This window comes from Streptomyces lothianensis, from assembly GCF_047779955.1.
Taxonomy (GTDB): Bacteria; Actinomycetota; Actinomycetes; order Streptomycetales; family Streptomycetaceae; genus Streptomyces.
The window spans coordinates 1-22,245 of record NZ_JBLMKT010000057.1; the positions used below are offsets into that span (position 1 = coordinate 1).

Consider the following 22,245-nt stretch of genomic DNA (forward strand, 5'->3'; position numbering starts at 1 on the left):
GTCCTGGCGGTCCGCCAGAGACTGAGCAGACCGCCAAGATCCCCGACAGAGTCAGCGTCTCCGTGGGACGGCCGGGCCTCCAGGCCCGCCTCACACCGTCGCGCAGGCCCGTCTCAGACCGCCGGACAGGGCGGCCTCAAGCCATCCGCGCAGCCCGGTTCACGCCGCCACAGGTGCCTCGACCGAGGCCGGAGCAAGGGCGAGGTCGAGGACCTGGCGTACGTCCGTCACCGGGTGCACGGACAGCTTGTCCAGGACCTCCGCCGGGACGTCGTCCAGATCCGCCTCATTCCGCTTGGGGATGATCACCGTGGTGACGCCCGCCCGGTGCGCGGCGAGCAGCTTCTGCTTGACGCCGCCGATCGGCAGCACCCGCCCGGTCAGCGAGACCTCCCCCGTCATCGCCACATCCGTACGGACGAGCCGTCCGGACAGGAGCGAGGCGAGCGCGGTCGTCATCGTGATACCGGCACTTGGCCCGTCCTTCGGCACCGCGCCCGCGGGGAAGTGGATGTGCACCCCGCGGTCCTTCAGGTCACCGACCGGAAGCTCCAGTTCCGCCCCGCGCGAGCGCAGGAAGGAGAGCGCGATCTGCGCGGACTCCTTCATCACGTCGCCGAGCTGCCCGGTCAGGTTCAGGCCTGCCGCCCCCGTCTCCGGATCGGCGAGCGAGGCCTCGACGAAGAGCACGTCCCCGCCGGCACCGGTGACGGCGAGCCCCGTCGCCACCCCCGGCACGGCGGTGCGCCGCTCGGCCGGGTCCTGGGCGGACTCGGGCACATGGTGCGGGCGCCCGATGAGCGCGCGCAGATCCCCGGCGCCGACCTTGAACGGCAGCTCGCGGTCGCCGAGTTCGTGCTGGGCGGCCACCTTGCGCAGGACCCGTGTGATCGCCCGCTCCAGATTTCGGACCCCGGCCTCGCGGGTGTACTCGCCGGCGAGTTTGCGCAGCGCGGACTCCTCGACGGTGACCTCCTCGCCGTCCAGACCGGCCCGCTCCAGCTGCCGGGGCAGCAGGTGGTCACGGGCGATGACGACCTTCTCGTCCTCGGTGTAGCCGTCGAGGCGGACCAGGTCCATGCGGTCCAGGAGCGCCTCGGGGATCGCTTCGAGTACGTTCGCCGTCGCCAGGAAGACCACGTCGCTGAGGTCGAGTTCGACCTCCAGGTAGTGGTCGCGGAAGGTGTGGTTCTGCGCCGGGTCGAGGACCTCCAGGAGGGCGGCCGCGGGGTCGCCGCGGAAATCGGAGCCCACCTTGTCGATCTCGTCGAGCAGCACGACCGGGTTCATGGACCCGGCCTCCTTGATGGCGCGGACGATCCGGCCGGGCAGCGCCCCCACGTACGTACGCCGGTGTCCGCGGATCTCCGCCTCGTCCCGTACGCCGCCGAGCGCGACCCGCACGAACTTGCGGCCCATGGCGTGGGCGACGGACTCGCCGAGCGAGGTCTTGCCGACACCGGGCGGGCCGACGAGCGCGAGAACGGCACCTCCCCGTCGTCCGCCGACCACACCCAGGCCCCGGTCACTGCGCCGCTTGCGTACCGCCAGGTATTCGGTGATCCGCTCCTTCACGTCGTCCAGGCCCGCGTGCTCGGCGTCCAGGACCGCCTTGGCGCCCTGGATGTCGTAAGCGTCCTCGGTCCGCTCGCTCCACGGGAGCTCGAGGACCGTGTCGAGCCAGGTGCGGATCCAGCTGCCCTCGGGCGACTGGTCGCTGGAGCGCTCCAGCTTGTCGACCTCCTTGAGCGCGGCCTCGCGCACCTTCTCGGGCAGGTCGGCGGCCTCGACGCGGGCCCGGTAGTCGTCCGACTCCTCGGCCGCGTCCTTGTCGGTCCCGCCGTTGATCTCCCGCAGCTCCTTGCGCACGGCTTCGAGCTGACGGCGGAGCAGGAACTCGCGCTGCTGCTTGTCCACTCCGTCCTGGACGTCCTTGGCGATGGACTCGGCGACGTCCTGCTCGGCGAGGTGTTCGCTCAGCCACCTGATGGCGAGCTTGAGGCGGGCCACCGGGTCGGTTGTCTCCAGGAGTTCGACCTTCTGGGCGGTGGACAGGAACGGCGAGTAGCCGGAGTTGTCGGCGAGCGCGCCCGCATCGTCGATCTGCTGGACGCGGTCGACGACCTGCCAGGCACCGCGCTTGCGCAGCCAGCTGGTGGCGAGGGCCTTGTACTCCTTGACGAGCTCGGCGACCGGGCCAGGCAGGGGCTCCGGTGCGCTGTCGTCCACTGTGGTGCCCTCGACCCACAGCGCCGCGCCCGGCCCGGTGGTCCCGGCGCCGATCCTGATGCGGTGGTGGGAGCGGATGAGCGCGCCCGGATCGCCGTCCGCGAGCCGTCCGACCTGCTCGACGGTGCCGAGCACCCCGATGCCCGCGTACGTCCCGTCGATCCGCGGCACGAGCAGCACCCGCGGCTTCCGGGTCTGCCCGCCCGTCTCCCGACCAGCACCCCTCATCGACGGGCTGCGCCCGGCCCCTGGCTCTTTCGGAGCGGCGGCCTGTGCGGCCTCCACCGCGGCGCGTACATCGGGATCGTTGAGGTCGAGCGGAACGACCATGCCGGGCAGGACGACCTCGTCGTCGAGCGGCAGGACGGGCAGGGTGAGCGGTGTGGACGTCGAAGCCATGATCTCCCCTTCGGCATGCAAGTTGAGCTATGTCGACTCAATGCGCGAGGGCGCCCGGATGTTCCCCGTCGGCCGTTCGCTGTGAGCGATCACGCTCCTCGCGGGCTCATTGCGGGACCACGGCCGCAGCAACCTCGTCGTATGTCGCGCCCTCGACCAGGCCGGTCTCGTCGAGCACGTTCTGGTGGTCGAGCACCGTGAGGTTGGTCTGGCTCGCGAAGGCTCGGACGGCCGAGTTCTTGGTGGTGGCGCGGACCTGCGCGATCGTGAGGAAGACCTTGCCGTGGGAGGCGCGCAGGACGTTGGCGAACAGGGCGTCGAACTCCGCGCCCTTCGCGCTCTGCATCCGCTGCAGGAGGGCCAGTTGCTCCGGGGTGGCCTCGTCGGGAATCTCCACGTTCAGACTCTGCGCGGTCTCGCGGACCATGGCGTCGAGCTTGCTGTGCCCTTCCATGAGGTGGAGTCCGGCGCGCTTGACCGCTTCGCTGGACGCGTGGGTCTGGGCAAGCCGGCCGGCCGGCGCCTCCCAGAGGTTGGCCTGCCGCACCTTGACCAGCAGGGTCTTGTCCAACTCGCTGATCGCGCCCCCGGTGCTCACCTCCCCACCGGGGGCGACGGGCGAGGCGCTGGGGAAGTCGGCGGTGATCGGTTCGGATGCGCGGGCGCTGCCGCGCGTCGTCCACAGGGTCGCGGCGGCGAGCAGCATGACGAGCGCCAGCACGGCGGTCATGACGAGCGGCCGGGGATACCGGGAAGCGAAGGTGCGCGCGTGTGCGTTCATGGCGTGTCGTACGGATGCGGGGCGGCTCGCGTTCAACGGACTCGGGAGGGTGGATGCGCGCAGTCCGAGGCCGGGTTGGAGCCGGAGCCGGAGCCGGCCGGGCCGGCCGGGCCGGGTAAATCCGTCGCCCCCGCCCCGTGCACCGGGCAGGATGGCGCGCCATGGACCGGGAGCAGATCAGCACCATCGCCCACAGCGACCACCCCATCGCGGCACCCCTGTACGACAGTTCGGTGGAACGGCTGCTCGACCGCGCCCTGCCGCGCGGCGACGAGCGGATACTCGATCTCGGCTGCGGGGAGGCCGCCTGGCTCGTACGGGCGGCGGGGGGCCGTCCCGGGGTACGGGGTGACGGCGTCGACATCGGTGAGGCGGGCCTGGCCCGTGGCCGGGCTTCGGTCGAGGCGGCCGGTCTTGGCGACCGGCTCGGCCTGCATCTCGCGGATGCGAACGAGTACCGCGCCGACCGACCGTACGACCTGGTCCTGTGCGTCGGCGCGACCCACGCCTTCGGCGGTCTGCTGCCGACGCTCGAAGCCGCCGGGCGGCATCTGGCCGAGGGTGGCAGTGCGCTCGTCGGGGACGGCTTCTGGGAGCGCGAACCCGGCCGGGAAACCCTCGATGTGGGCTTCGCCACCGACGAGTTCGCGGATCTCGCCACGACGGTGGACCGCGTCACCGCGGCCGGCTGGACCCCGACGTACGCCCATGTCAGCACGCCCGGGGAGTGGGACGACTACGAATGGTCCTGGACGGGCAGCCTGGCGCGCTGGGCCCTCGACCACCCCGACGACCCGGGCGCGAAGGACGCGGCCGAGGCCGCCGCACGCCACCGCGAACAGTGGCTGCGGGGGTACCGGGGGACGCTCGGGTTCGTGACGCTGGTGCTGCGGAGGAACTGAGTGACCGCGACCGGTCGGGCGGTCAGCCGGTCGGGCGGTCGGGCGGTCGGTGAGGCGGTCGGGCGGGCGGTGAGGCGACCAGGCGGTCAGTCGGCCAGCAGGTCGATGACGCCCGTGAAGTCCTCCTCACCGCTGCCCTCGGCAAGCCGACGGCGCATCAGCTCGAAGACGGGGCTGAGCAGTTCCGGGCTGACACCCTGCTGCTCGGCGGTGTGCAGGTACGTCGGCGTGGCGGCCACCTGCATGCCGAGGTTGGACACGACGCCCTTGGTGTAGTCGCCGCTGCGCAGCTGGTCGGCGGTCCGGTGCACGCTCGGCGCCATCGCGACGAGCCAGTCGGCGAGCAGCGGGGCGAAGGAGACGGGGTCGATGTCCTCCTTGCGGATCAGGGCGAAGGCGTGCGCGGCCCCGGCGAGCATCCCGTACATGGCGCTGAGCAGGGCCACGTCGTGCAGCGCCGCGAAGCCCGCGTCCTCGCCGACGTACTTGGTGCCGAGGGGTACGCCCAGCGCCTCCTGGTGCCGCTGGAACAGCTCCCGCGAGCCGCTGTAGAAGACGTAGCCGCCCGCCTCGGGGACTCCGATCATCGGCGGGACGGCCATGATCCCGCCGTCCAGGTAGCGGGCGCCGCGCTCGCGGGCCCACTCGGCGCGGGCGCGTCCCTGGGCGGGGGTGGTGGTGGTCAGGTTGACCAGGTCCTTGCCGGTCAGGTCGACACCGGCCAGCGCCTCGCCCACCGAGGCGTCGTCAAGGAGGCAGACGACGACCAGGTCACTCGCCGCGACCGCGTCGGCGGCGCTGTCCGCGGCCTTCGCGCCTTCGGCGGCGAGCGCCGTGGCGCGGGCCGGTGTGCGGTTCCAGACGGTGAGCGGGTGGCCGGCGGCGAGCCAGGTGCGGGCCAGCTCGGTACCCGTCGCGCCGAGTCCGAGCAGAGTGAGGGAGGTCTTCTCAACCGTGTTCTGTGCCATGCCGATCAGGTTGCTCGCGGGCCGGGGGATGATCAAGTACGCACTTCGGAGTGGGTGGTTACCCCGGGGTGAGCGAGCAGGTCGCAGAGGTGGAGCGTGATGGCAGCGGCGAAGGGGTGGAGCATGGCGGCAGTGCGGAGGGGTGGAGCATGACGACGCTGAACAGGCCGTGTGCACCGGACGGACACACCTGCGGGATCGACACCGCGATGGAGGTGATCGGCGGCAAGTGGAAGGTGCTGATCCTCTGGGCGCTCCACGAGCACCCCTGCCGTCGCTTCGGCGAGCTGCGCCGTCTGGTTCCGGGGGTCACCGAGAAGGTGCTCGCCTCCCACCTGCGCGAGATGGAGGCGGACGGCGTCGTGCACCGCGTCTCGTACGACGAGGTGCCGCCGCGCGTCGAATACACACTGACCGAGGCGGGCGAACGCCTCAACGAGGCTCTTCAGCCGCTGGCCGCCTGGGGGCGCGAGCGGCAGACCGGTCTGCGTCCGGAAGAGGAGACGGATGGACGGCCAGCCTCCACAGCGAGGTGATCTCCCGCGAGCGTGCCTCGTACAGCGGGTCCTCGCGGTCGAAGGCGCGCCCGTGCCGGGGGGTGGTCGTCTCGCGGGCGGTGATCCTCAGGCCCGCCGACCCGATCGCCTCGGCCAGCTCCGACTCGCCGCGCAGGCCGAGGCGTTCGGCGAGGTCGGAGATGAGGAGCCAGGCCTCGCCGCCCGGTTCGAGGTGGTCGGGGAGGCCCTTGAGGAAGCGGTGCAGGAAACTGCTGCCCGGATCGTAGACGGCCTGGTCGAGGCGGGTACGGGGGCGGGCAGGGAGCCACGGCGGATTGCAGACGATCAGGTCGGCGCGGCCCTGCGGGAACAGATCCTGCTCCCGCACGTCGACCACCTCGCCGACGCCGAGCCGCTCCGCGTTCTCGCGGGCGCAGGCCACCGCGCGGGGGTCCAGGTCCGTGGCGACGACCTGCGTAGCACCGCGTCGGGCGAGCAGGGCCGCGAGCACGCCGGTGCCGGTGCCGATGTCGAAGGCGACGCGCGGCGGGGCCGTCAGTCCGGCCTCGGCGGCAAGGTCCAGGTATTCGCCCCGGACCGGCGAGAACACCCCGTAGTGCGGATGGATCCGGTCGCCGCCGAGCGCCGGGATGGCAACGCCCTTTCGGCGCCATTCGTAGGCGCCGATGACACCGAGCAGCTCCCGCAGCGAACCGGCCGCCGGGCCCTCGCCGTACTCCGCGTACCCCCCGTACGCCTGTGTGCAGGCCTCCCCTGCCTCGGGGGCGCGCTTGAGCGGGATCGTCCAGCCGTCCTCGTACGGGATGAGGAGCAGGCCGAGGATGCGGGCGCGGCGGGCCTGTTCGCGGCGCTGCAGGTGGAAGGCCTCGGTGAGGGTGTCCGCCGCGGGGCGCCTGCGGGGTTCGGCGCGTTTGCCGAGGGAGGTCAGGAGGCGGCGGGCCGAGGGGTAGTCGCCGGTCCACAGGAGCGCCGTGCCCTCGCAGATGTGCCGGTACGCCGGAGCCACGCCGATGCGGCTGTCGGCGGGGACGACACGGCGGGGGGCGGGTGCGCCGGACTCCGAGATCCACCGGATCTCGCCGCCGTCGTGGGTCCAGGTGGGTGGCACGGGGGGAACGGGGGGCACGGGGGCCTCTCGGTCGGTGGGTGTGGGGTGCGACCAGGGTATTTGACCCGGGCGCCGGGCCGGTCCTTCCCGGTTGCGGGCCGGTCCGCCGACGCCGTGAACCGAACGGCCGGGTCCCGTCGATAACCAGCCGTGAGACTCTTCCGCCCCATGGGGGGTGACCAGGACGACGGGGCGCTGATACGTGCCGTGGCCCGCGGTGACGCGGACGCGCTCGCAGCGCTGCACGACCGTCACGCCGGATGGTTGCACGCCAGGCTCACACGCCGGTGCGCGGATCCGGAGACCGTGCGCGAGGTGCTGCAGGACACGTTCGTGACGGTGTGGCGCTCGGCCGCCTCGCACCGGGGCCGCGAGGCCGGCGGCTGGCTGTGGACGATCGCGGCCCGGCGGCTGGTCGACGCCCGGCGCGCGCAGGCACGCGCCGAACGCGTCACGTACGAGCAGCCCACGAACGCGCCCTCCGCGGAGGAGCGCGTCCTGGGCGGACTCGAATACGGCGAGGTCGGCAGCGCACTCGCCGACATTTCGCCCGAGCTGCGCGAAGTCCTGTGCGCCACCGTCGTCGACGGCCTCAGTACCCGCGAGACCGCCGCCCTCCTGGGCATCCCCGAGGGCACGGTCAAAACCCGCGCACTGCGCGCCCGCCGCGCCCTGCGTGCCGCGCTGGGAGGCGCCGCGTGAACACCCACGACACCCACGACACCCACGACACCCACGGCCCCCGCGCCCGCCGAACCCTCCGCACCCTCCGCACCCTCCGCACCCTCCGCACCGACGGCACCCCTGCCGCACCCGGCGCCTCTGGGAGTCCCGGTACTCCGGGGGATCCCGGTACTCCGGGGGATGCCCGCACTCCGGGGAATCCCGGTACTCCGGGGAATCCCGACGGCCCAACCACCTGGCACCTCACCGAAACCCTCGTCACCGGCTACGCCGACCACAGCCTCCCCGACCCCGCCGCCTGGTCCGTCGAGACGCATGTCGAGGTCTGCGGGCCGTGTGCGGACCGGGTCTCGACGGCTGTGCGGGCGACGGAGGCCGGGGCGGTGCTCGCCGAGCTGCGCGCCGGGCTCCTGGACCGGATCCCCGCCGCCCGGCCGACCGCAGCCCGACCCGCCCCGCCGCCGCGCCGCCTGCGTCTGTGGTGGTCGGCGGGTCCCGCGCTGCGCGGGCCCTGGCTGGGTACCTTGTTGCTGCTCGTCGTGGCGGCGCCCGCGCTCGCCTACGGGGCGGGGCTCGGCGTGGCCCGCAGTGTGCTGCTCGCACTTGCCCCGGTCATGCCGGTCGCCGCCGTCGCCGTCTCGTACGGCCGTGGGATCGATCCGCTGTACGAGATCACCGCGGCAAGTCCGCGCGGCGGGCTGCGGCTCCTGCTCACCCGTACCGCGCTCGCCCTGGCCGTCTGCGTACCGCTGCTGACCGCCACGGGGGCCGTGCTGCCGCCGGGGCGGGGCGGGCCCGCGGCCGCGGTGTGGCTGCTGCCCGGGCTCGCGCTCACCCTCGGCACGCTCGCCCTGGGCACGCTCGTCGGCTGCCGGGCCGCGGCCGCCGTGACGGGCACCGGCTGGCTGCTCGCGGTGGCTCTGCCCGCGCTCGCGGCGGCATCGCCGCCGGACAACACCCGGCCGCACCCCCTCACCGAAGCGCTCGCCGGTTACGTGGCCGGGGCGGGCGCACAGCTTGCCTGGGCGGCCGCGGCCGCCCTGTGCGCGGGCGCGCTCATCCTGCGCCGTACCGCCTTCGACCACACCGTCACCCGGCGGGCGCCCGCGTGAGCCACGTGAGCCACGTGGCTCACCCCACCCGCCTCACCCGCCTCACCCGCCTCACCCGCCTCACCCGCCAGACACTCACCTGACTCACCTGACTCACTCACCCCAGCTCCCGAGCACCCGCCGCTGTACCCGAAACTCCACGGAGCCCGCATGCCCATCCCCGTCTCGACAGCCGGCCTCACCGTCCGCCACCGCAGAACGCTCGCCCTGGACTCCGTCACGCTCGACCTCGAGCGCGGCGTGCACGGGCTGCTCGGGCCGAACGGTGCCGGGAAGTCCTCGCTCATCCGCGTCCTCGCCACCGTCGCCCCGGCGAGCGGCGGCCGGGTCTCGCTGCTCGGGCACGATCTCGCCGAGCACGGCGCCCTGCCCGGAGTGCGGAGCAGGCTCGGGTATCTGCCGCAGGACGTCGGCTACTACCCGGGGTTCACGGTGCGGGAGTTCGTGGCGTACGTGGCGTGGCTCAAGGAAATGCCGCGCGGAAGCACCGGCGCGGCGGTCGAGCGGGCCGTGGAGCGCGTCGGGCTCGCCGAGCGTATCGACGCGAAGATGAAGACGCTCTCGGGCGGCATGCTGCGCCGCGCGGGCATCGCCCAGGCGCTGGTCAACGACCCCGAGCTGCTGCTGCTCGACGAGCCGACGGCCGGGCTCGACCCCGAGCAGCGGGTGGAGTTCCGGGCGCTGCTGCGGGAGGTGGGCCGGGATGCGACGGTGATCGTCTCGACGCATCTCGTGGAGGACGTGGCGACGGCCTGCACGGAGGTGACGCTGCTGGCCGAGGGCCGGATCGCCTACCGTGGCGCCCCCGAACAGCTGGTCGCCCTGGGCGAGGACTCCACGGCGGCGGGCGACCACGCGATCGAGCGCGGCTATACGGCGGCCCTGCGCCACCACCGGGCCACGACCGGTACGGGGTCCACCGCGTCCGGCATAAAGTCCGCAGCCGGTACGGGATCGATGTCCGGCACCGGATCGACGCCCGGCACCGGATCCACGCCCGGCACGGGGGCGGCGCGATGAGCACCTCGCAAGAGACCGGGATCCGCGAGCACAGCCACGCCGGGACGCGGCAGACCGGGGAGGCACGGAAGGCTCCGCCCGCCCCTTCCGTCTGGCGCACCGAGCTCTTCGCCACCTTCCCGCTCCTCACCGGAGCCCTCGTACTGGGTGTGCTCACCCTGACGCTCGGCGCCGAATCGGCCGAGTGGATGGGGAGCTGGGGCGCGGTCCGCACGCATCTGCACATCACCGCCACCGTCGCCTGCGCCCCGCTGGCCGCCGCCGCGGGCTCCTGGCAGGGCGGGCGGGAGCGCCGGCGCGGGATGCTCGGCCTGCGGGTGGGCGCGGCGCGTGGGCCGCTCGTCCAGTTCGCGGCCGCCGCACTGCCCGTGGCGGTGTGGAGCCTCGTGGGGTACGCGCTGGCCGCCGCCGGGGTGCTGCTCGTCAACACGCGGTACGGGGGTGCCGGGGCCCCCGTCGTCGGGGTGCTCGTCGCGGACGGGGTGTTCCTCGCGTCGGCCGCGTTCCTCGGGCATGTCGTCGGCGCGCTGGTGCCGTGGCGCCTCGCGCCGCCGCTGGTCGCCGTGCTCGGCTACGCCGCCATCGGCGCGAGCGGCCACAGCGACGCGGCACTCAGCCCGGCGGGCGGGTTCGGACTCGACGACGAGCTGCCCGTGTGGTGGCAGCCGTGGGCGATGGCCGGGTGGACGGCCGGGCTCGCCCTGGCGGCGGTGCTCGCGTACACGGCCGCCGCGGGGCGGCGGACGGGGCGTCCGCAGGGCTCGCTGCGGAGCTGGAGCGCCCTCGCACCGCTGACCGCGGCAGCCGTGTGCGGGGCGTTGCTCGCCCAGGGCGGCGCGGGCCTGTGGCACCGCGACCCGGTCACCGAGCGGCAGGTCTGCGACACCTCCACCGTCCCGGCGATCTGCGTGAACGCGATGACCAGCGGCTACCTGCCCGAGGTCAGGGCCGCGCTGCTGCCCCTGACGCAGCGGCTGGAAGGCGTACGGAACCTGCCGGAGCGCTGGGAGGACCTGCCGGGCGCTCCGGGTCCCGACGAGGCGCAGCTGCCGATGCTGGTGCCGCTCGGCTGGCATGCGCGGCGCGGGAGGATCCCCAGCCCGGGGCTGTACCGGTGGGAGGCGGCCGCCGCGCTCTCCCAGTGGGAGTGCGAGGCCGGCTCCGCCTCGGACCCGCGGGCCGAGCGGACGATCAGCGCCGTCCGCGACTGGCTGGCACAGGACGGCGGCCGGATGGAGCTGCACAGGGAGGCCGAGCGGTGGGCGGTCGAGCGGGGCGACGCGGAGGAGGTGGCCGCGGTCAGGGCGGAACGCGCGGCCCGTCAACGCTTGGCGGACATGTCCGAGGCCGAGCGCCGCACCTGGCTCGGCGAGTTCTTCGCCGCCCGTCTCTCCTGCGATCCGGGCGATGTGCCCGCCTTGTGATACGGGCCGGTCGGCGACGTATACAACGGCTACCATATGCCCATGGGGTTCAAGCGCACGACCGTCTACGCCGACGCGGAAGACCTTGCCGTGATCAAGGAGGCCGCGGCGCGCGAGGGCGTGCCCGAGGCCGAGATCATCCGCGAGGCTATCCACCTGGCCGCGCTGGCCAAGCGGCACTGGGACGCGCCGCTGTCGTGGCCGCGGTTCCGCAGCGGCGAAGCCTCCGAGCGGACCGAGGACGCGCTCGACGAGGTCTGGGACGAGAAGGCGCGCGCCTACGAGGCGAGCAAGCGGCGGCACATGTGATCGTCGTCGTCGCCGACACCTCCGCGCTGCTCGCGTCCATGGACGAAGACCACCCGGACATGGCATCGACCCTGACGGCGCTCGAACAGGCCGGACTCATCGTCCTCTCGCCACTCGTCCTGGCGGAGTCCGATCATCTGATCCGGCGGGTCGCCGGCCCGGTCCGTCGCGAGGAGTTCCTGGACGGCGTCGTGACCGAGGCCCGGGCGGGCCGGATCATGATCCCCGAGCTGACGCCGGAGGCTCTCGGCACCGCCCGCAGCGTCATGCACCGCTACCGGGACCTCGATCTCGACCTGGCGGACGCGGTGAACGTGGTTCTCGCCGCGGAGTTCCGTACCGACGCCGTGCTCACGTTCGACCGCCGTGACTTCCGCACGATGCGGCCGCTGACCTCGCACAAGGCGTTCCGCATCCTCCCCGACGACGCGTAGCGGGGCGTCAGGGAGGATGGGCGGCATGCATGCCACCGATCAGCCACCTGTCGTCCTCGACCGCCGCACCGGCCCGTACGGGGAGGTCGCCCTGCGGCGGCACGGTGACCTGCTGCAGATCATCGCCAACGGGATGTTCCTGATGGACACGTCCGACGGCCGCTCCGAGCGGCTGCTCGTCGACGCGGCCCGGGACGCGCTCCCCCGGGACCGGGAGAACCCGACCGTGCTGATCGGCGGGCTCGGCGTCGGCTTCTCGCTCGCGCACGCGGCGGCCGACCCGCGGTGGGGGCGGATCGACGTGGTGGAGCGGGAGGAGGCCATCGTCGACTGGCACCGGAGCGGCCCGCTGCGGGAGATCTCCGGCGCCGCGCTCGACGACGGGCGCGCGCGGATCGTCCGGGCCGACCTCGTCGAGTACGTGCACGCCGGGAATGAGAGATACGACGCACTCTGCCTCGACATCGACAACGGCCCCGACTGGACTGTTACCGAGGGAAACACCTCCCTTTACTCTCCGCAAGGACTCGCCGCCTGCGCCGAGATGCTCAACTCCGGTGGAGTTCTTGCGATTTGGTCGGCCCAGCCCTCCGAGGTTTTCGAAGGGAGGTTGCGGAATGCCGGATTCAGCAACGTACGTACGGAAGAGATCCCCGTTGTCCGCGGCGTCCCCGACGTCGTCCATCTCGCCGTCAGGACCGCATAGCCGAGGGGGTGTGACTGCCCGTACGCTGCTCAGCGACAACGCGGATCTTTGCGTGCGGAATCCCGGAGCAACGGGTTCTGCGCGGGGCACGCGTATGACAGTTACGGACGAACGGCGTATCCCAGGGGCGGGGCGATGGAGCAGACACACACCTCCCACAACGGCACGGCGGCCACGCCGGGCGCCCAGCGGCGGATCCTGGTCGTGGAGGACGATGCCACGATCGTCGACGCGATCGGCGCTCGGCTGCGCGCCGAGGGTTTCCTGGTGCAGACGGCGGGGGACGGCCCCGCCGCCGTCGACACCGCCGAGGCCTGGCAGCCCGATCTGCTGATCCTCGACATCATGCTGCCGGGCTTCGACGGACTCGAGGTCTGCCGTCGCGTGCAGGCGCAGCGCCCCGTGCCCGTCCTGATGCTCACCGCGCGTGACGACGAGACCGACATGCTGGTCGGGCTCGGGGTCGGCGCGGACGACTACATGACCAAGCCGTTCTCGATGCGGGAGCTCGCGGCCCGCGTGCACGTGCTGCTGCGCCGGGTCGAGCGGGCCGCGCTCGCCGCACACACCCCGCGCTCGGGGATACTCCGGCTCGGCGAGCTGGAGATCGACCACGCCCAGCGCCGCGTCCGGGTGCGCAGCGAGGACGTGCACCTGACGCCGACCGAGTTCGACCTCCTCGTCTGCCTGGCGAACAGCCCGCGGGCCGTGCTCTCGCGCGAGCAGTTGCTCGCCGAGGTCTGGGACTGGGCGGACGCCTCCGGCACCCGGACCGTCGACAGCCACATCAAGGCGCTGCGCCGCAAGATCGGCGCGGAGCGGATCCGCACGGTGCACGGCGTGGGCTACGCCCTGGAGACGCCGGCGCCATGAGGGGCGCGCTCGCCCGACGGCTCGTGCAGCGCCCGGTCGCCGTCGCCCTTCTGTGGTGGGCCCAGCTGCACCTCTCGCTCTCCGCCGCGCTGCGGCTGCGCGCGGCGACCCTCGCCCGGCGGGCGGAGGCCCACCAGCGCAGGGCGCAGGCCGTGCGCGGCCGGGCTCAGGCCACCGGCCAGGCACGCGAGGGGCGGCTGCTGAGCAGGGCCGTCGCATCGCTGCGGGAGCTGCGGCCGTTCGCCGTGAAGACCAAGCTGGGCACGCTCGTGGTGATCTCCGTGCTGATCACCACCGGGCTGCTGATGATCGCGCTGCAAACCAAGACGGAGCTGCGCTTCATCACCGTCTTCTCTGTGATCGCGACCCTGCTCATCACCCAGTTCGTGGCGCATTCACTGACCTCGCCGCTGGAGGAGATGACGATCGTCGCGCGGTCCATCTCGCACGGCGACTACACCCGCCGCGTCCTGGGCGCCGACCGGCGCGACGAGCTCGGCGACCTCGCCCGGACCATCAACCGGATGGCCGATGACCTGGAGGCCCAGGACCGGCACCGCAAGGAGCTCGTCGCGAACGTCTCGCACGAGCTGCGCACCCCCATCGCCGCGCTGCGCGCCGTCCTGGAGAACGTGGTGGACGGGGTCTCCGCCGCCGATCCCGAGACGATGCGGACGGCCCTGAAGCAGACCGAGCGGCTCGGGCGGCTCGTCGAGACGCTGCTCGACCTGTCCCGTCTGGACAACGGCGTGGTGCAGCTGCGCGTAGGGCGCTTCGAGGTGTGGCCGTATCTCTCGGGCGTGCTCAAGGAGGCCAACATGGTCGCCTCGCAGCGTCGCGGGATGCCCTCGGGGTCGGGCCGGCACACGCGTACCGACGTCCATCTGCACCTGGACGTGACGCCGCCGGAGCTGACCGCGCGCGCGGATGCCGAGCGGCTGCACCAGGTCGTCGCCAATCTGATCGACAACGCGGTCAAGCACTCCCCGCCGCACGGCCGGGTCACGGTGCGCGCCCGGCGCGGCGAGGCGCCGGACTCCCTGGAGATGGAGGTGCTCGACGAGGGTCCGGGCATCCCGCCCTCGGAGTGGCACCGGGTCTTCGAGCGCTTCGACCGCGGCAGCCACATCGACTCGGCGGACAAGCAGAACAGCGACGGCGGCACGGGCCTGGGCCTGGCCATCGCGCGCTGGGCCGTGGATCTGCACGGCGGGCGGATCAGGGTGGCCGAATCCGAGCGGGGCTGCCGGATCCTGGTCAGCCTTCCGGGGAACACTCGGGCGCAGGGTTGACGTAGGGTTCGAAACGGGCGCACGTCATGGCGGGCCACAGCCGCGGCTCTGCTGCCCACTGGGCACGGAACCACACTTGTTTCCCGCCATTTCTCGCCCCGAAACACGTCTTGTGATGTCTTGTGATGTGACTTACGTGACGTAAGGCCCGCCCGGTCTGCACCTCTCGGCCCGGGAGGCGTAGCCTTGATTCCCGCTGTCCATCACCTTGTGAAGCGGAAGAGGGCGGTTACCGCCGTGTCGCCACAGTCCCCCAGTAACTCGAGCACCACGACCGACCAAGCGGGGCAGGGCAAGAACCCTGCCGCCTCGTTCGGCGCCAATGAGTGGCTCGTCGACGAGATCTATCAGCAGTACCTCCAGGACCCGAATTCGGTCGACCGCGCCTGGTGGGACTTCTTCGCCGACTACAAGCCGGGGGGCAATGCCGCCGCCCCGGTGCGGTCGGCGACCCCGAGCAGCGCGGCACCGGCCGCAGCCGCGGGGGCTGCGAGCACCACCGCGCCGGCCGCCCCGGCCGCACCCCCGGTCCAGGCCGCTCCGGCCGCCGCGCCCGCCCCGGCCCGGGCCGCGGCTCCGGCGTCGGCCCCGGCGCCGGCTGCGGCGAAGCCCGCCGCCGCGAAGCCGGCCGCCAAGGCGACTCCCGCTCAGGAGCCCACGGAGTCCCCGGCGGGCCCGGAGCTGATCACCCTGCGCGGCCCCGCCGCCGCCGTCGCGAAGAACATGGACGCCTCGCTCGAGGTGCCCACCGCGACCTCGGTGCGCGCCGTCCCGGTGAAGCTGCTCTTCGACAACCGCATCGTCATCAACAACCACCTCAAGCGCGCCCGGGGCGGGAAGGTCTCCTTCACGCACCTCATCGGGTACGCGATGGTGCAGGCGATGAAGGCCATGCCGTCCATGAACTGGCACTACGCCCTCAAGGACGGCAAGCCCACGCTGGTCAAGCCGGAGCACGTCAACTTCGGCCTCGCCATCGACCTGGTGAAGCCCAACGGTGACCGCCAGCTCGTCGTCGCCGGCATCAAGAAGGCCGAGACGCTGAACTTCTTCGAGTTCTGGCAGGCCTACGAGGACATCGTCCGCCGCGCCCGCAACGGCAAGCTGACGATGGAGGACTTCACCGGCGTCACCTGCTCGCTGACCAACCCCGGCGGCCTGGGCACGGTGCACTCCGTGCCGCGTCTGATGTCCGGCCAGTCCGTGATCATGGGCGTCGGCTCGATGGACTACCCGGCCGAGTTCCAGGGCACCTCGCAGGACACCCTGAACCGCCTGGGCGTCTCCAAGGTCATGACGCTGACCTCGACGTACGACCACCGGGTCATCCAGGGCGCGGCCTCCGGCGAGTTCCTGCGTGTCGTGGCGAACCTCCTGCTCGGCGAGAACGACTTCTTCGACGAGATCTTCAAGGCGCTGCGCATCCCCTACGAGCCGGTCCGCTGGCTCAAGGACATCGACGCCTCGCACGACGACGACGTCACCAAGGCCGCCCGGGTCTTCGAGCTGATCCACTCCTACCGGGTGCGCGGCCACGTCATGGCCGACACGGACCCGCTGGAGTACCGCCAGCGCAAGCACCCCGACCTGGACGTCAACGAGCACGGGCTCACCCTGTGGGACCTGGAGCGCGAGTTCGCGGTCGGCGGCTTCGCCGGCAAGTCGATGATGAAGCTCCGCGACATCCTCGGCGTGCTGCGCGACTCGTACTGCCGCACCACCGGCCTGGAGTTCATGCACATCCAGGACCCGAAGCAGCGCAAGTGGCTGCAGGACCGCATCGAGAGCCCGCACTCCAAGCCGGAGCGCGAGGAGCAGCTGCGCATCCTGCGCCGGCTGAACGCCGCCGAGGCCTTCGAGACCTTCCTGCAGACGAAGTACGTCGGCCAGAAGCGCTTCTCCCTGGAGGGTGGCGAGTCCGTCATCCCGCTGCTCGACGCGGTCATCGACAGCGCCGCGGAGAGCCGCCTGGACGAGGTCGTCATCGGCATGGCCCACCGCGGCCGCCTCAACGTCCTCGCCAACATCGTCGGCAAGTCGTACGCGCAGATCTTCCGCGAGTTCGAGGGCAACCTCGACCCGAAGTCGATGCACGGCTCGGGCGACGTGAAGTACCACCTGGGCGCCGCCGGCACCTTCACCGGCCTCGACGGCGAGCAGATCAAGGTCTCCCTGGTCGCGAACCCCTCCCACCTCGAAGCAGTCGACCCGGTCCTCGAGGGTGTCGCCCGCGCCAAGCAGGACGTGATCAACAAGGGCGGCACGGACTTCACCGTCCTGCCCCTCGCCATCCACGGCGACGCGGCCTTCGCCGGCCAGGGTGTGGTCGCCGAGACGCTCAACATGTCGCAGCTGCGCGGCTACCGCACCGGCGGCACCGTGCACATCGTCATCAACAACCAGGTCGGCTTCACCGCCGCACCCGAGTCCTCGCGTTCCTCGATGTACGCGACGGACGTGGCGCGCATGATCGAGGCGCCGATCTTCCACGTGAACGGCGACGACCCGGAGGCCGTGGTGCGTGTCGCGCGCCTCGCCTTCGAGTTCCGCCAGGCCTTCAACAAGGACGTGGTGATCGACCTCATCTGCTACCGCCGCCGCGGTCACAACGAGTCGGACAACCCGGCGTTCACCCAGCCGCTGATGTACGACCTGATCGACAAGAAGCGCTCGGTGCGCAAGCTCTACACCGAGTCCCTCATCGGCCGTGGCGACATCACGCTCGAAGAGGCCGAGCAGGCGCTGCAGGACTACCAGGGCCAGCTGGAGAAGGTCTTCACCGAGGTCCGCGAGGCGACCTCGCACGCGGCCCCGGCCGAGGTCCCCGACGCCAAGGCCGAGTTCCCGGTGACGCTGACCACCGCGGTCTCGCAGGAGGTCGTCAAGCGGATCGCCGAGTCCCAGGTCAACATCCCCGACCACATCACCGTGCACCCGCGGCTGCTCCCGCAGCTGCAGCGCCGTGCGGCGATGGTCGAGGACGGCACGATCGACTGGGGCATGGGCGAGACCCTCGCCATCGGTTCGCTGCTCCTGGAGGGCACCCCGGTCCGCCTCGCGGGCCAGGACTCGCGCCGCGGCACCTTCGGCCAGCGCCACGCCGTACTGATCGACCGCGAGACGGGCGAGGACTTCACCCCGCTGCTGCACCTCTCGGACGACCAGGCGCGCTACAACGTCTACGACTCGCTGCTCTCCGAGTACGCGGCGATGGGCTTCGAGTACGGCTACTCGCTGGCCCGTCCCGAGGCGCTCGTCATGTGGGAGGCGCAGTTCGGTGACTTCGTCAACGGCGCGCAGACCGTCGTCGACGAATTCATCTCCTCCGCCGAGCAGAAGTGGGGCCAGCACTCCGGCGTCACGCTGCTGCTCCCCCACGGCTACGAGGGCCAGGGCCCGGACCACTCCTCGGCCCGCCCGGAGCGCTTCCTGCAGGCCTGCGCCCAGAACAACATGACGGTCGCGATGCCGACGCTCCCGTCGAACTACTTCCACCTGCTGCGCTGGCAGGTCCACAACCCGCACCACAAGCCACTGGTCGTCTTCACCCCGAAGTCGATGCTGCGTCTGAAGGCCGCGGCGTCCAAGGCGGAGGAGTTCACGACGGGCGGCTTCCGTCCGGTCATCGGCGATGCCAAGGCCGACCCGGCCGCGGTGCGCAAGGTCGTGTTCTGCGCGGGCAAGCTGTACTACGACCTGGAGGCCGAGCGCGCCAAGCGCGGCGTCACGGACACCGCGATCATCCGTATCGAGCGCCTGTACCCGCTGCCGGGTGCCGAGCTCGAGGCGGAGATCGCCAAGTACCCGAACGCCGCGAAGTACCTGTGGGCCCAGGAGGAGCCGGCGAACCAGGGCGCATGGCCCTTCATCGCCCTCAACCTGATCGACCACCTGGACCTGGCCGTCGGCGCGGACGTCCCGCACGACGAGCGCCTGCGCCGCATCTCGCGCCCGCATGGCTCGTCGCCCGCGGTGGGTTCCGCCAAGCGGCACCAGGCCGAGCAGGAGCAGCTGATCGCCGAGGTCTTCGACGCGTAGGGCTCGCGCACGGCAGTACGCGACCGGGGCCGCATCCCTTCGGGGATGCGGCCCCGGTCGTTGTTCGCGGGCCGGTTGGGCGGTCGTTGTTCGCGGGCCGGTCGGGCAGTCCTCGTTTCCGGGCCGGTCGGGCGGTCGTCGTTTCCCGGCCGTCGGGCCGGTCAGCCCTTGTTGACGTCGATCGCGACCCGGCGGTATCCGCCCAGGCGTTCCTTCGCCGTCGCCTCCCGCGGCAGGCCCGTGACCACGGCGTAGGCGCCGATGTACGTGCTCGCGGAGGGCCAGGTTCCGGTCGCCTTGATCCGGAAGCGGACCGTACGCACCGCACCGCGCGCCAGGGCGGTGCCGCCGGTGGTCTGGTAGAGCACGGCGACGTCGTTGGCGATCACGAGATCCGCCTTGCGCCAGCTTCCGCTCGCGGCGTCCCAGCGTTCCAGGGCGAGCGGCCAGGAGGCGTGGTCGCCCTCGCCCCAGTACGGCTCCATCGACAGGCCGACCGCGAGGCGCTCGTAGGCCCGGACGGTGTCGTTGCGCAGGGTCACCGTGAACTCCCGCGCGGGTTCGCCCTCGCGCACCGCGAGCCTGCCGCCCGCAGGCGTCACCGAGACGGTGACCTCCTCCTGCACCGGCCGCGTGGTGGGGGCGGGCTTCGGCGGTTGGGCCGTGGTGGGATCGGCGGCCGGCTTGCGCGGGCTCGGCGGCTTCGGGTAAGCCGAGCGCGTCGTTGCCGAAGCGCTCGGGGAGGCCGACTCGGCTGCCTCGCCCGTCGCGGAGGCCGAGGCGGAGGCCGACGCGGACACGGACGGCGTGGACGCGTCCGTCGCGCTCCCGCCCGCGGACACCGTCGTCGCCCCGGCGGTGTCCTCCTTGCATCCGGCGAGCCCGCCGACGAGCACCGCGGCCAGCGCCACCCCGATCGCGCTCCTGAGGCCTCGCGTCATCTCTCCGACTCCCTCGACAGGTTCCCGGCATGCCACCGGACCGGTCGATCGTTCACGCCCGGGCACCGCGCTGACCAGTGGCGACGGCGCTTCGTTGCAGACCCGAGACGTTTCGGTCCACCCCCTCGGCCTTCGTATCCTTGCCGCATGTACTTCACCGACCGTGGCATCGAGGAACTGGAGAAGCGTCGTGGCGAAGAGGAGGTCACCTTCGAGTGGCTGGCCGAGCAGCTGCGTACCTTCGTCGATCTGAACCCGGACTTCGAGGTCCCCGTCGAGCGCCTCGCCACCTGGCTGGCGCGCCTCGACGACGAGGACGACGAGTAGGGGGCGGGTGTCTTGACGTGACGCATCCGCGATATATCGTGTCTGACAGGGAGACGCGATATGGCGCGTCACGCGAAGGAGGCCAGCCATGCCGGAGTCGACGTGGACCGTCACCGGGTCCGAGAAGCTCACCTTCGACAATCCGGTCACGACACTGCAGGTACGCACCGTCAACGGAACGGTCAACGTGGTCGGCACCGACGAGGACTCCGCCCGCCTGGAGATCTCCGAGGTGCACGGCCCCGAACTGATCGTCAGCCACGAGAACGGCGTGCTGACCGTCGGCTACGACGATCTGCCCTGGAAGGGCTGGCTGAAGTTCCTCGACCGCAAGGGCTGGCAGCGCAGCGCGGTCGTCTCGCTCGCCGTGCCCAGCGGCACCCGCGTCGAGGTCGGCGTGGTCGGCGCGAGCGTCGTGGTCTCCGGGATCGACGGGCCCACCACCGCCAAGGGTGTGAGCGGCGACAGCACCTTGGTCGGCCTGAGCGGCCCGGTGCTCGCGGAGACCGTCTCCGGTGATCTGGAGGCCAAGGCCGTCACCGGCGAGCTGCGCTGCAACTCCGTGTCCGGCAACCTCACCGTCGTGGACGCGGGCGCCTCCGTGCGCGCCGACTCCGTGAGCGGCGACATGATCGTGGACCTCGACCCGGTGGACCGCGCCACCGACGTGGCGCTGAACAGCGTCTCGGGCGAGATCGCGATCCGCCTCCCGCACCCCGCGGACGCCGAGGTCGAGGCGAACACGACGAGCGGCTCCGTCTCCAACGCCTTCGAGGACCTGCGGGTCTCGGGCCAGTTCGGCATGAAGCGGATCACGGGCCGGCTCGGCACCGGACGCGGCAGGCTCAGGGCGACCACCGTCTCGGGCGCGATCGCCCTGCTGCGCCGCCCCGCACGCGAGGACGGCCCGGCAGACGGCCCTGCGGACGCTCCGGCAGGCGGTCCGGCCGGCGGCCCCGCGGGCGCTCCGGCAGGCGGCCCCGCGGACGGCCCGTCCGGAAAGGTGCTCTGACATGCCCCCCGTCTTCGCCCACGGCCGACTGCGGCTGTATCTGCTCAAGCTCCTCGACGAGGCACCACGGCACGGATACGAGGTGATCCGGCTCCTGGAGGAACGCTTCCAGGGCCTGTACGCCCCCTCCGCCGGCACCGTCTACCCGCGGCTCGCCAAGCTGGAGGCCGAGGGTCTGGTCACCCACGCCACCGAAGGCGGCCGCAAGGTCTACTCGATCACCGACGCGGGCCGCGCCGAACTCGCCGAGCGCACGGGTGAGCTGGCCGATCTGGAACTGGAGATCCGCGAGTCCGTCGCCGAACTCGCCGCCGAGATCCGCGACGACGTACGCGGCGCGGCGGGCGATCTGCGCCGCGAGATGCGGGCCGCGGCCGGCGAGGCACGCGCCGGCGGGCGCAGGTCGTCCTCGCCCGGCGGGGGCGGTGAGGGCGCCTTCGGCGACGGCGAGTCGTGGAAACTCGCCAAGGAGGAGCTGCGCCGCGCCAAGCAGGAGCTCAAGGACCAGGCCCGGCGGGCCAAGGACGAGTCGCGGCGGGCCCGCGAGGACGCCCAGCGGGCGCGGCGGCAGGCGCAGGACGCGCACCGGGAGGCGCGGGAGGAGGCCCGTGAGGAGATGCAGCGCGTGGCCAAGTCGGTCCAGGACAAGGTCCAGGACCACTTCCAGCGCGGCGACTGGCCCACGGGCCTGCGCGAGGGCCTCTCGGAGATCACCAGGGAACTGGGCCGCTTCACCAAGCAGGGCACGTGGGTCGGTGCGCCGGCCTCGGAGGGCGGGTCCGGTTCCGTACGGGACACGGCGGCCGAGCGCGTACGGGATGACGCGGCCACGACCGTAGGGGATGACGCACCCGAGGCCGTACGCGAGGACGCACCGTCCCCCGCGCAGGAACCCGCCTGGGCGCGCGAGGAGTCGACGGGCGATCCGGCCCGCGACCTGGACCGTCTCCTGGACCGGTTCCGCGACGACATCCGTGACGCGGCCCGCGATCACGGGGTGACGGCCGATCAGCTCGAGGAGGCACGACGGCAGCTGTCGGCGACGGCCGTGCGGCTCGGTTCCGTGCTTCGGGGGCGGGACGCTCCCTGATCCGCCGGACAGGTCCCAGAGGTCCCCACAGGGCGGGACACCCCCTGGATCCACCCCTGGGGATACTGTCCGGGACGC

Annotated in this window: 20 protein-coding genes; 15 read left to right on the top strand and 5 right to left on the bottom strand. The window is 72.3% G+C overall.

Going from position 1 to position 22,245, the window contains the following annotated elements; genetic code table 11:
* Positions 1–159: 159 nt before the first annotated feature.
* Together lon and ACLF6P_RS19680 are read right to left on the bottom strand one after the other, a co-directional pair.
* Positions 160–2,628, bottom strand: a complete 2,469-nt coding sequence (gene lon, locus ACLF6P_RS19675; protein ID WP_415951840.1) for an endopeptidase La — start codon at positions 2,626–2,628, stop codon at positions 160–162.
* 106 nt (positions 2,629–2,734) lie between these two features.
* Positions 2,735–3,409 (bottom strand): DUF4142 domain-containing protein, encoded by a 675-nt coding sequence (locus ACLF6P_RS19680; RefSeq protein ID WP_415951841.1) that lies wholly within the window; start codon positions 3,407–3,409, stop codon positions 2,735–2,737.
* A gap of 161 nt (positions 3,410–3,570) precedes the next feature.
* Between ACLF6P_RS19680 and ACLF6P_RS19685 the strand changes: the two genes are divergently transcribed.
* Positions 3,571–4,311: an SAM-dependent methyltransferase gene (locus ACLF6P_RS19685; protein WP_415951842.1), complete on the top strand. Its 741-nt coding sequence runs from the start codon at positions 3,571–3,573 to the stop codon at positions 4,309–4,311.
* An 86-nt stretch (positions 4,312–4,397) separates the two neighbouring features.
* On the opposite strand, the gene ACLF6P_RS19690 is transcribed toward ACLF6P_RS19685, so the two are convergent.
* The gene (locus ACLF6P_RS19690; RefSeq protein ID WP_415951843.1) at positions 4,398–5,279 is read right to left on the bottom strand and encodes an NAD(P)-dependent oxidoreductase; all 882 of its coding nucleotides are present in this window, start codon (positions 5,277–5,279) and stop codon (positions 4,398–4,400) included.
* Between the two features lie 149 nt (positions 5,280–5,428).
* Between ACLF6P_RS19690 and ACLF6P_RS19695 the strand changes: the two genes are divergently transcribed.
* On the top strand, positions 5,429–5,815 hold the full coding sequence (locus ACLF6P_RS19695; RefSeq protein ID WP_415951844.1) for a winged helix-turn-helix transcriptional regulator: 387 nt from the start codon (positions 5,429–5,431) through the stop codon (positions 5,813–5,815).
* On the opposite strand, the gene ACLF6P_RS19700 is transcribed toward ACLF6P_RS19695, so the two are convergent.
* Positions 5,712–6,905, bottom strand: a complete 1,194-nt coding sequence (locus ACLF6P_RS19700) for a methyltransferase (protein ID WP_415951846.1) — start codon at positions 6,903–6,905, stop codon at positions 5,712–5,714. The two genes, ACLF6P_RS19695 and ACLF6P_RS19700, sit on opposite strands and share 104 nt — an antisense overlap.
* Before the next feature lie 168 nt (positions 6,906–7,073).
* Here ACLF6P_RS19700 and ACLF6P_RS19705 point away from each other — a divergent pair, with 168 nt between their 5' ends.
* The 10 genes from ACLF6P_RS19705 (at position 7,074) to ACLF6P_RS19750 (ending at position 18,797) form a co-directional block, all read left to right on the top strand.
* Positions 7,074–7,607, top strand: coding sequence for an RNA polymerase sigma factor (locus ACLF6P_RS19705; protein WP_415951847.1), 534 nt, complete (start codon positions 7,074–7,076; stop codon positions 7,605–7,607).
* On the top strand, positions 7,604–8,701 hold the full coding sequence (locus tag ACLF6P_RS19710) for a cupin domain-containing protein (protein ID WP_415951848.1): 1,098 nt from the start codon (positions 7,604–7,606) through the stop codon (positions 8,699–8,701). The genes ACLF6P_RS19705 and ACLF6P_RS19710 overlap by 4 nt, the downstream gene beginning before the upstream one ends.
* Positions 8,702–8,851: 150 nt before the next feature.
* Positions 8,852–9,721, top strand: coding sequence for an ABC transporter ATP-binding protein (locus ACLF6P_RS19715; RefSeq protein WP_415951849.1), 870 nt, complete (start codon positions 8,852–8,854; stop codon positions 9,719–9,721).
* Positions 9,718–11,145 (top strand): hypothetical protein, encoded by a 1,428-nt coding sequence (locus tag ACLF6P_RS19720; protein WP_415951850.1) that lies wholly within the window; start codon positions 9,718–9,720, stop codon positions 11,143–11,145. Before ACLF6P_RS19715 ends, ACLF6P_RS19720 begins: the two co-directional genes overlap by 4 nt.
* A 42-nt stretch (positions 11,146–11,187) precedes the next feature.
* A complete protein-coding gene (locus ACLF6P_RS19725; RefSeq protein WP_415951851.1) occupies positions 11,188–11,454 on the top strand; it encodes a ribbon-helix-helix domain-containing protein in 267 nt (88 codons plus the stop codon).
* The gene (locus ACLF6P_RS19730) at positions 11,451–11,888 is read left to right on the top strand and encodes a PIN domain-containing protein (RefSeq protein WP_415951852.1); all 438 of its coding nucleotides are present in this window, start codon (positions 11,451–11,453) and stop codon (positions 11,886–11,888) included. The genes ACLF6P_RS19725 and ACLF6P_RS19730 overlap by 4 nt, the downstream gene beginning before the upstream one ends.
* A gap of 25 nt (positions 11,889–11,913) precedes the next feature.
* On the top strand, positions 11,914–12,594 hold the full coding sequence (locus ACLF6P_RS19735; RefSeq protein WP_415951853.1) for a spermidine synthase family protein: 681 nt from the start codon (positions 11,914–11,916) through the stop codon (positions 12,592–12,594).
* 135 nt (positions 12,595–12,729) lie between these two features.
* The gene (locus ACLF6P_RS19740) at positions 12,730–13,467 is read left to right on the top strand and encodes a response regulator transcription factor (protein WP_415951854.1); all 738 of its coding nucleotides are present in this window, start codon (positions 12,730–12,732) and stop codon (positions 13,465–13,467) included.
* A gap of 230 nt (positions 13,468–13,697) precedes the next feature.
* Positions 13,698–14,759 (top strand): HAMP domain-containing sensor histidine kinase, encoded by a 1,062-nt coding sequence (locus tag ACLF6P_RS19745; RefSeq protein WP_415951963.1) that lies wholly within the window; start codon positions 13,698–13,700, stop codon positions 14,757–14,759.
* A gap of 237 nt (positions 14,760–14,996) precedes the next feature.
* Positions 14,997–18,797, top strand: coding sequence for a multifunctional oxoglutarate decarboxylase/oxoglutarate dehydrogenase thiamine pyrophosphate-binding subunit/dihydrolipoyllysine-residue succinyltransferase subunit (locus ACLF6P_RS19750; RefSeq protein WP_415951855.1), 3,801 nt, complete (start codon positions 14,997–14,999; stop codon positions 18,795–18,797).
* 161 nt (positions 18,798–18,958) lie between these two features.
* Here ACLF6P_RS19750 and ACLF6P_RS19755 read toward each other — a convergent pair whose 3' ends face one another.
* On the bottom strand, positions 18,959–19,738 hold the full coding sequence (locus ACLF6P_RS19755; RefSeq protein ID WP_415951856.1) for a hypothetical protein: 780 nt from the start codon (positions 19,736–19,738) through the stop codon (positions 18,959–18,961).
* 147 nt (positions 19,739–19,885) lie between these two features.
* Here ACLF6P_RS19755 and ACLF6P_RS19760 point away from each other — a divergent pair, with 147 nt between their 5' ends.
* From ACLF6P_RS19760 to ACLF6P_RS19770, 3 genes are all read left to right on the top strand, one after another.
* A complete protein-coding gene (locus tag ACLF6P_RS19760) occupies positions 19,886–20,065 on the top strand; it encodes a DUF6104 family protein (protein WP_003992906.1) in 180 nt (59 codons plus the stop codon).
* A gap of 88 nt (positions 20,066–20,153) precedes the next feature.
* Complete coding sequence (locus tag ACLF6P_RS19765; RefSeq protein WP_415951857.1) at positions 20,154–21,077, top strand: DUF4097 family beta strand repeat-containing protein; 924 nt, start codon at positions 20,154–20,156, stop codon at positions 21,075–21,077.
* Between the two features lies 1 nt (position 21,078).
* Positions 21,079–22,167 (top strand): helix-turn-helix transcriptional regulator, encoded by a 1,089-nt coding sequence (locus tag ACLF6P_RS19770; RefSeq protein WP_415951858.1) that lies wholly within the window; start codon positions 21,079–21,081, stop codon positions 22,165–22,167.
* Positions 22,168–22,245 lie beyond the last annotated feature (78 nt).

Coding starts and splice junctions, on each gene's coding strand:
- lon (WP_415951840.1), bottom strand. CDS start 2,628: ATGGCTTCGACGTCCACACCGCTCACCCTGCCCGTCCTGCCGCTCGAC.
- ACLF6P_RS19680 (WP_415951841.1), bottom strand. CDS start 3,409: ATGAACGCACACGCGCGCACCTTCGCTTCCCGGTATCCCCGGCCGCTC.
- ACLF6P_RS19685 (WP_415951842.1), top strand. CDS start 3,571: ATGGACCGGGAGCAGATCAGCACCATCGCCCACAGCGACCACCCCATC.
- ACLF6P_RS19690 (WP_415951843.1), bottom strand. CDS start 5,279: ATGGCACAGAACACGGTTGAGAAGACCTCCCTCACTCTGCTCGGACTC.
- ACLF6P_RS19695 (WP_415951844.1), top strand. CDS start 5,429: ATGACGACGCTGAACAGGCCGTGTGCACCGGACGGACACACCTGCGGG.
- ACLF6P_RS19705 (WP_415951847.1), top strand. CDS start 7,074: ATGGGGGGTGACCAGGACGACGGGGCGCTGATACGTGCCGTGGCCCGC.
- ACLF6P_RS19715 (WP_415951849.1), top strand. CDS start 8,852: ATGCCCATCCCCGTCTCGACAGCCGGCCTCACCGTCCGCCACCGCAGA.
- ACLF6P_RS19720 (WP_415951850.1), top strand. CDS start 9,718: ATGAGCACCTCGCAAGAGACCGGGATCCGCGAGCACAGCCACGCCGGG.
- ACLF6P_RS19725 (WP_415951851.1), top strand. CDS start 11,188: ATGGGGTTCAAGCGCACGACCGTCTACGCCGACGCGGAAGACCTTGCC.
- ACLF6P_RS19735 (WP_415951853.1), top strand. CDS start 11,914: ATGCATGCCACCGATCAGCCACCTGTCGTCCTCGACCGCCGCACCGGC.
- ACLF6P_RS19740 (WP_415951854.1), top strand. CDS start 12,730: ATGGAGCAGACACACACCTCCCACAACGGCACGGCGGCCACGCCGGGC.
- ACLF6P_RS19755 (WP_415951856.1), bottom strand. CDS start 19,738: ATGACGCGAGGCCTCAGGAGCGCGATCGGGGTGGCGCTGGCCGCGGTG.
- ACLF6P_RS19760 (WP_003992906.1), top strand. CDS start 19,886: ATGTACTTCACCGACCGTGGCATCGAGGAACTGGAGAAGCGTCGTGGC.
- ACLF6P_RS19765 (WP_415951857.1), top strand. CDS start 20,154: ATGCCGGAGTCGACGTGGACCGTCACCGGGTCCGAGAAGCTCACCTTC.
- ACLF6P_RS19770 (WP_415951858.1), top strand. CDS start 21,079: ATGCCCCCCGTCTTCGCCCACGGCCGACTGCGGCTGTATCTGCTCAAG.